Source organism: Acidocella sp. MX-AZ02 (assembly GCF_000306035.1).
In the GTDB taxonomy this organism is placed as follows: Bacteria; Pseudomonadota; Alphaproteobacteria; order Acetobacterales; family Acetobacteraceae; genus Acidocella; species Acidocella facilis.
This window is the reverse complement of sequence record NZ_JH976209.1, coordinates 515720-522749: the sequence shown is the minus strand read 5'-3', so window position 1 is coordinate 522749 and position 7030 is coordinate 515720. Positions and strand designations below refer to the sequence as shown.

Sequence of the window (7030 nt, the reverse complement as noted above, 5' to 3'; positions counted from 1 at the left end):
AGCGCCCCGCCGCCCCCTTGCCCGTTCCGCCGCCCGTGAGGCGGACAAACAAAGACCGCCCCGGCGTATTATGAACATCCCCCACCAGCCAATAACGGCCCTCACGCCGCCCGGCGGGCAGATAATGCCGGCACACCGCTTCGGCTCGGCGCGCCAGCATCTGCGCCAGCTCGGCTACCGGCATGGAAAAATCACGCTTGGGCATCGCTTTCTCCTCCATTACCAAAGAGTTTCCACCAACCGGGGCACCAGCCCATCAAGCTGCCGAACAGCGGAGCCTATCGCTCGGCCCGGCTCACGCGCTATCTTCCGAATCGGAAGTGTGCGGGCGGCATTCCCTCGCAAATCTTCCATTCGGCCAAAGTCTATGGTATAAGTGACCATCTAATTGGTCAGGAGCGCCCCATGGGCAATGTCAGCCTCGCCGACGCCAAGGCGCATCTAAGCGAGCTGGTCGAACGCGCCGCCGCCGGAGAGGCCGTGGGAATCACCCGCCGTGGCAAGCCGGTGGCGCAGATCGTCTCCGCCAACACACCGCGCAAGCCGGTCTGTCTCGGTGCCCTGCAAGCCGTGACCGCCGCCATGCCAAAACAGGCTGAACCCGCGCGCGAGACGGTACGGCAAATGCGCGACGAGGCGCGTTATTGAGCCTCTATCTCGACACTTCGCTCCTGGTTGCCGCCCTGACGAATGAAGCCGAGACCGAGCGCATGCAGGCCTGGCTGGCAGCCCAGCAGGCCGGAGAGCTTGCCATCAGTGACTGGGTGATAACGGAATTCTCCTCGGCCTTATCGATCAAGCTGCGCACCGGCCAGTTGCAACCAACGCACCGTGCCGATGCCCTGGCCATGTTCGCGCAACTGGCGGCTGAAAGCTTTTTGCATCTGCTCATCAGCGGGCTGCAATTCCGCACCGCCGCCCGTTTCTCGGATCAATACACGCTGGGCTTACGCGCGGGCGACGCCCTGCATCTCGCCATCTGCGCGGATCACGGCGCCACGCTCTGCACACTCGACCGCCGCCTCGGCGAGGCCAGCGCAGCACTGGGTGTGAAAACGATGTTGCTGTAATCGCCCATGCAAAATGGGCCGTCCCGCTGCCGGGTCCGGCCCATCCGCATTGGTCGTGGTTCTCAGCTTTCCGTGGATTGGCCCGAGCATCGGGCTACCCGCCCGCCTGCCCGGCGATGTCGGCAAGACAATCCGACAGAAACTCCGTGGTCGAGCAGGCTTTGATGGCATTGGCGGTGATGAACAGCGCCATGCCGCCAAACCCATCGGCGCGCATTTTTGAACAAGTAAACGCCGTCGTCATGGTGATATAACGCAGCTTGGCGGAACGCCGCACGATGTCCTGAAGAATGACCTCCCACGACACGCCGCTCATATCCAGTTCAACGGAGTCCTCATCCGATGTAGCGTTTTTGAATTTCTCCTCCACGTAGCCCCACACCTGGCTGTCACTGCCACGGGCCGCGTCCGGCGCCGTTTTGAGTTCGGCGCGATCAACCCAGATCAGATCCGACGGACCTTGCCAGGAATGGAAATAGGTTCCGTCGCCATCCAACTCCGCATCGAACATATGCGAGAGCAACAACAACTCCAACTTCGTCATGTCCGCGTTCGGGATAATCTCCGGTATCATAGTCGGTGAATAATAATCCGCCATGTTGGCCTCCAGAACTGCAAAACCCGGCACGGGGCCGGGTTCTGGGTTGAAAGATATGATTGTTGAAACGCGATGCTCAGGCGGCATCGATTGCAAAAGGATCGTGCAGTCTATGCAGCGCCACGGCCCGGCCCATCCAGGGTTCGGGGTGGATCGCTTTGATCCAATCCGCGAAGCCCGGTATGAAGCCGAGATCTTCCCGGACATGCTGTTCGCCGATCAGGCGCACAGGTACGATGCGCCCTGTCGAGATCGTGATGACGGGGCCAAAAAATCTCTCCGCCATGAAGATGCCCTCGGCGTGATGGCGAAGCGCCCGATGCCGAAAGTCTGCTGTTATGAGTCTCGATTCATCGAACCAGGAATGCAGGTCCAAAAAATCTTCCGCCGTCCCGCCCCATTTTTTTGTGGAGGATAAAGCGTGATGGTAAGGATGTGCCATTGCCGCCTCCTCAAAATTCATGGGAATAATTTTCGGAAGCGGTATAGCGCTCATTATAATCGAGCGTGATGCTGTTCGCCGTCACGTCGAAGGTAAAATCGCCATGGGCGCCGTCATTGTTCTCCCAGCCGCAATGCGTCTGCGCCAGAAAATCATAGGACAGCGCCTCGATGGCTTCGCGCACCGTATGGGTCTGGCGTTCGATGTCCGGGCTATCCCAGGCTGCACAGAAAATCTCGAGCCGCTCATCCGGCAGTTCAACGATACCATCGCCGCCCTGGGCCGTGATGTCCTCGATCTGGCCGCTATCGCCATAGCCGTCGAAATTCACGATCACGGCGGTGATGCCATGCTCCACCAGAATGGCGAACAGCACCTTCTTGTTGCCCTCGAGTAGGGCGCTCGCACGCGCGCGATACGCGCGTTCTCTTTGTTGCCACGAGGCTAAAAACGCATCGGGACTGGCAAGCGGTTGCTGACCAGGTGCTGAATTGTGATTGTCCGACATGATCTGTCTCCAGAAATGCAAAATCCGGCACGGAGCCGGGTTGGAATTGAGGTTGGATGAGGGAAGAGACCCGAGGTGGCTTTTTGGCCGCCTCGGGGTTGTGGCAATCACTCAGCCGCGATGTCGTGCGGCTCGAGCTGTTCTACGTCTTCGGCGGATGGAAGATCGACCGCCTCGACCTCCTCGCCGGTCACATCCGCGCTAACAGCGGCGGCGGTACCATGCTTGGGCACCGCCGCAGAATCTGCCGGCATCGTCATGGTCTCCACGCCTTTCGTGCGCAACGCCTCGGGTAGCCAGCCGGAGTCCGCCAGCGCCTGCGCGGCGGCCTCGGCCATGGCGTCCTTCTTAAGTCCTTCCAGCCGTTGTGCCGCCTGCTCGCCCTTGGCCTCTCGCACCGCTTCCAGAATACGCGCTTTGGTCACCCGTCCGAGATAATTGTCCACATTCGGCGCCCAGCCCGCAGCGGCCAAATCAAGCGCCAGAATTTCCGCCAGCCGTCCCGCATGCGCCAGCGCACGGGGGCGGCGGTTGTAGGCATCATGCGTGGCGTTCAGCGTCAGCGCCACGCAATGCGCGAACAAGGCCTCGCGGCTGTCACTGTCGAAGCCGATCAGCGCATCCCACAGCTCGGCACAATCTTCGGGCAATTGCGCCGCCCAAGCCTCATGCCGCGTATCAACCCGTGCCGCCAAGGGCGTGTCAGCCAGGCCCGGCGCCTGGGCGACAAACATCACGCTCTTCGCCTCGATCTCCAGGCAGGATTCCGCCCCATAGCGGTAGAACAGTTTCAGGCACAGCGCGTGCAGCAGGACGAGGTAAGCAATGCCGGGCTCAAGGCCCAGCGCCCCGCGCAGCGCCAGCGTGCGATAGGCGGTCAGCTCGGTCAGCAGCCGGTCGGGCAGCGGCTTCAGCCCATCTTCCTCCTCGGGCTCGGCTTCTGGCTCCGCCCCGCCGCCAATATGGGCGGCGATGACTCTGGAATCCGCGCGGCCGGGATCGCTGCCATCGGCATCATTGTATCCGTCCTGCCCCTGTGCCCTGCCCTCACCCGCCAAGTCTGCCTCATCGGCTTCCTCAACCACCGCCGGCTCATCCTCAGGTCGAACATAGCCGCGTTCCACCCGCAGCACGCCAGTGCCGTCGATGCTGACAAATACCCCCGCCATGGCCATCTCGGCAGGATCGTACACCGGCGGGCGTTGGGTCAGCGCGTCAATCTCCACCTCGATTTCCGCGAGGCGGCCATCGGCATCATCGGAGACCTCATCCGCCTCGGCGGCTTCTTCCTCGAGTTGCTCAGCCTCGGCCCGTAACGCCTCAACCTGGGCAATCTCCTCATCGGTGAGCGGACGGCGCGCGCCCGGAATGCGCCGCAAACCATTGCTGTGGCCGTATGGAAATTCAGGTGCCATCTCGACCCATTTCCAGCCCTCGGCCCGGATCGTATCGGCATCGCGCTCGAGCTTCTCCGCCACCACGCGCGCCAGCAGCCCAGCATCCTGCAGCCAGCCGCCATCATCCTGCTGAAACAGATCGCGCATCACCGCCCCACCGGCTGCGATATAATCCTCACCGGCATATTGCGCCCGCTTGTCACTGGCGCGCACCGCCCCTTCTGTCAGCATCCGGCGGATCTGGTAGGGCTCTTTGTTGTAGGAGCGCTGCAGCGCCTCCCATACCTGCTCCTGGCGCTGATGGTCGGGGCTGACCGAGAAAGCCATCAGCTGGTCGAGGTTCATCTCATCCTCGGCATAAACCTCCAGCAGCCGGGGCGAAACGGCGGCCAGGCGCAGCCGCTGCTTCACCACCGAGACCGCGACAAAAAACACCGCCGCAATCTCCTCCTCGCTCTGCCCCTTCTCGCGCAGTGCCTGAAACGCCCGGAACTGATCCAGCGGATGCAAAGGTGCCCGCTGCACATTCTCTGCCAGGCTGTCTTCCTCGGCGATGCCGTCGGTGCGCACGACACACGGGATGGGCGCGGTCTTGGCCAACCGCTTTTGCCGCACCAGCAATTCCAGCGCCCGGTAGCGCCGCCCGCCGGCGGGGATCTCGAACATACCGGTCTCGGCACCCGCTTCATCCAGCACTGGCCGCACCGTGATGCTCTGCAGCAGCGTGCGCCGGGCGATATCCGCCGCCAGTTCCTCAATCGAGACACCTGCCTTCACCCGCCGTACATTCGATTGTGACAGCACCAGTCTATCAAACGGAATATCGCGCGAGGCGCTCAGCGTGATTTTCTGGATAGTTTTATTGGTTGTTTTACTCATGAGACAAACTCCATGACGGGCGGCCCGGAGCCACTCTCCTGACCTGCAAACCCATCACAGATTTTTCCGCCGCTCTCTCCCTCTGATTGCCGCGCCACAAAAAAAGCCGTGGACCGATAACGGCCCACGGCATAACAAACATCAACGGCAAACCAGCCCCCGGTGATCAGCCGATCAGCTTACCCGTTCCAGCAGTAGCTTGGCTTTGCCCTCCAAATCCAACCGGGAATCCTGGTGCGGGCGCGAGCGCGCCAGCGCGGTGATGCCCTGCACGAAATCAAACACGGACTCCGGCGGATGACCTTCCTCCTCCAGCACGGAGGAAATAATCTTCGCCGTCTCGCCTTTGCTGAAACCGCGCTTGCGCAAAAAACTCTCGCGCTCATCATCCTGGCGCGCCACAATCTGCTCCCGCGCCGCTTTAATGCCCGCGACAAACAGAGCAGGCGAGGAATTGGCAAAGCGCCGCAGTGCTGGTGCTGCCTCATGCGCAAAGCGCTGGGTCGCGAATTTGCTATGCCGGATGCTGATCTCCTGGAAATCCTCCGCACCCCAGATGTTCCGGTTGGCACACACCGCCCGCAAATAAAACGAGGCAATGCCCAAAGTCTTCGAGCCCACCTCGGAATTCCAGCAATAGAAGCCTCGAAAGAACAGATCCGGCTCGCCGTTCGGCAGGCGCCCGGCCTCGATCGGGTGCGTATCATCCACGAGAAACAAAAACACATCCCTGTCACTGGCGTAGAGTGTGGTGGTCTCCTTCGTCACATCCACATACGGGTTGTGCGTCATGGTCGCCCAATCCAGCACGCCGGGCACCTTCCAATTGGTATCCCCCGCGCCGTTGCCGGCAATCCGCATCACCGCCGAAACCAGCTCATGGTCCCAAATGCGCCCGTAATCCGGCCCAGTAACGGCGCGCAGCTCCACCCGCCCGTCATCACTCTCCAGGGTTTTGACCAGTTCAGCCCGGTGGTTGAGCAGGCCGTGCTGCAGATTGATCCCGGCCAGCGGGGCGGGCAGATCCCGCAGATACCCCGCCGGTACCCCCACCAGCCCGCAAAGCTGGCCAAAACTCCAATGCGTCGGCGCCACCGGCCGTTCCTGCCCTGGCACAATCAACGCCAGGCGCTCACCATCATCGCGCCGAGCTTCCACCCGGATCGCCCGGCTCTCCACGTTACGCGCCTCGGCCCGGTCAGCCCGCGCGCGCACGGCTTCATACAACTCGGGCAACGACAAAAACCGCTCATCATCAGGCCGCGAAAACCATTCCGACGACACCCGCCCCAGCCGCTCACCCCGGCTAACATCCACCTTAAAACCCGCCGCCCCAGCCCGGCCAGCATCGGACCCCACAGCCGCAACCGCGGCAGTTGCATTGATATCCATGGCACTTCTCCATGACAGGCGCCGGAAGACACTCTCCCGAACCCAAACCCATCATGAAAAACTCCAGCCAAGCTCTGACTCTCAAGCCTGCATCGGCGCCGTGGCTGTCTGCCTGCCCTCCTTCCAGAAGATTAAAATTATTTCAAGACATTCTGGTTTCGGCTAGTTTGGGCCGGAAACGGCCTGGCCGCTTTCTGCTACTTGAGCGCATAAAGCGGCCATAGATTCCGGAGCATTCGATAGTCATCCTGCTCACACTTCTGTATGCTCCGCGAGGGCCAACGCATTTTCAACATCGACGCCGAGATATCTTACGGTACTCTCGATTTTTGTGTAGTCCAGCAATATCTGGACGGCCCGCAGATTACCGGTCTTCTTGTAGATGATTGAGAACTTGGTCCGTATGGCTCGGAAAGACGAAATCGTCTAGCATTCCACCCCGTTGCATCAGCCAGGCGAGCAAGCTGGCGTGGGCGGGTTCGGGCAACTTAAATTGCACAGGACGTCCGGTTTTCTGCTGGACAACGATTGAGCGGAATTAACTCGTCCACCGCTTGCGATTTTACCGATCTTGATTTTTACCACATCACAGCCCCGCAGCTTGATGTCGATGGAAAAATCAAGCAGCGCCCGGTCGCCCCGCGCCGTTGATGATCAAGCCAGAACCGGATCGCCCGCACCTGCTGCGGCTTCAACGCGCGTTTGGCGCCGGGCCTACGGCCTGCATTCCACGGACGTTGATCT

Annotated in this window: 8 protein-coding genes and 1 pseudogene; 3 read left to right on the top strand and 6 right to left on the bottom strand. The window is 61.2% G+C overall.

Going from position 1 to position 7030, the window contains the following annotated elements:
- Positions 1–205: pseudogene (locus MXAZACID_RS14745) on the bottom strand (DNA primase); the annotation flags it as partial.
- Between the two features lie 200 nt (positions 206–405).
- Here MXAZACID_RS14745 and MXAZACID_RS14740 point away from each other — a divergent pair.
- On the top strand, positions 406–648 hold the full coding sequence (locus MXAZACID_RS14740; protein WP_008495264.1) for a type II toxin-antitoxin system Phd/YefM family antitoxin: 243 nt from the start codon (positions 406–408) through the stop codon (positions 646–648).
- Complete coding sequence (locus tag MXAZACID_RS14735) at positions 645–1070, top strand: type II toxin-antitoxin system VapC family toxin (protein WP_008495263.1); 426 nt, start codon at positions 645–647, stop codon at positions 1068–1070. Before MXAZACID_RS14740 ends, MXAZACID_RS14735 begins: the two co-directional genes overlap by 4 nt.
- A gap of 94 nt (positions 1071–1164) precedes the next feature.
- On the opposite strand, the gene MXAZACID_RS14730 is transcribed toward MXAZACID_RS14735, so the two are convergent.
- The 5 genes from MXAZACID_RS14730 to MXAZACID_RS14710 all read right to left on the bottom strand — a co-directional run bounded on the left by MXAZACID_RS14730 (position 1165) and on the right by MXAZACID_RS14710 (position 6178).
- On the bottom strand, positions 1165–1668 hold the full coding sequence (locus MXAZACID_RS14730) for a hypothetical protein (protein WP_008495262.1): 504 nt from the start codon (positions 1666–1668) through the stop codon (positions 1165–1167).
- Between the two features lie 76 nt (positions 1669–1744).
- Positions 1745–2110 carry a hypothetical protein gene (locus tag MXAZACID_RS14725; RefSeq protein WP_008495261.1) on the bottom strand — a complete coding sequence of 122 codons (366 nt, stop codon included), beginning with the start codon at positions 2108–2110 and terminating at the stop codon, positions 1745–1747.
- Positions 2111–2120: 10 nt separating this feature from the next.
- A complete protein-coding gene (locus MXAZACID_RS14720; protein ID WP_039885430.1) occupies positions 2121–2618 on the bottom strand; it encodes a DUF6878 family protein in 498 nt (165 codons plus the stop codon).
- Between the two features lie 107 nt (positions 2619–2725).
- Positions 2726–4894: a ParB/RepB/Spo0J family partition protein gene (locus MXAZACID_RS14715; protein ID WP_008495259.1), complete on the bottom strand. Its 2169-nt coding sequence runs from the start codon at positions 4892–4894 to the stop codon at positions 2726–2728.
- A 174-nt stretch (positions 4895–5068) separates the two neighbouring features.
- Positions 5069–6178, bottom strand: a complete 1110-nt coding sequence (locus MXAZACID_RS14710; RefSeq protein ID WP_371137078.1) for a DUF932 domain-containing protein — start codon at positions 6176–6178, stop codon at positions 5069–5071.
- A 636-nt stretch (positions 6179–6814) separates the two neighbouring features.
- Between MXAZACID_RS14710 and MXAZACID_RS20325 the strand changes: the two genes are divergently transcribed.
- On the top strand, positions 6815–6937 hold the full coding sequence (locus MXAZACID_RS20325; protein ID WP_256378782.1) for a hypothetical protein: 123 nt from the start codon (positions 6815–6817) through the stop codon (positions 6935–6937).
- Positions 6938–7030: the final 93 nt, after the last annotated feature.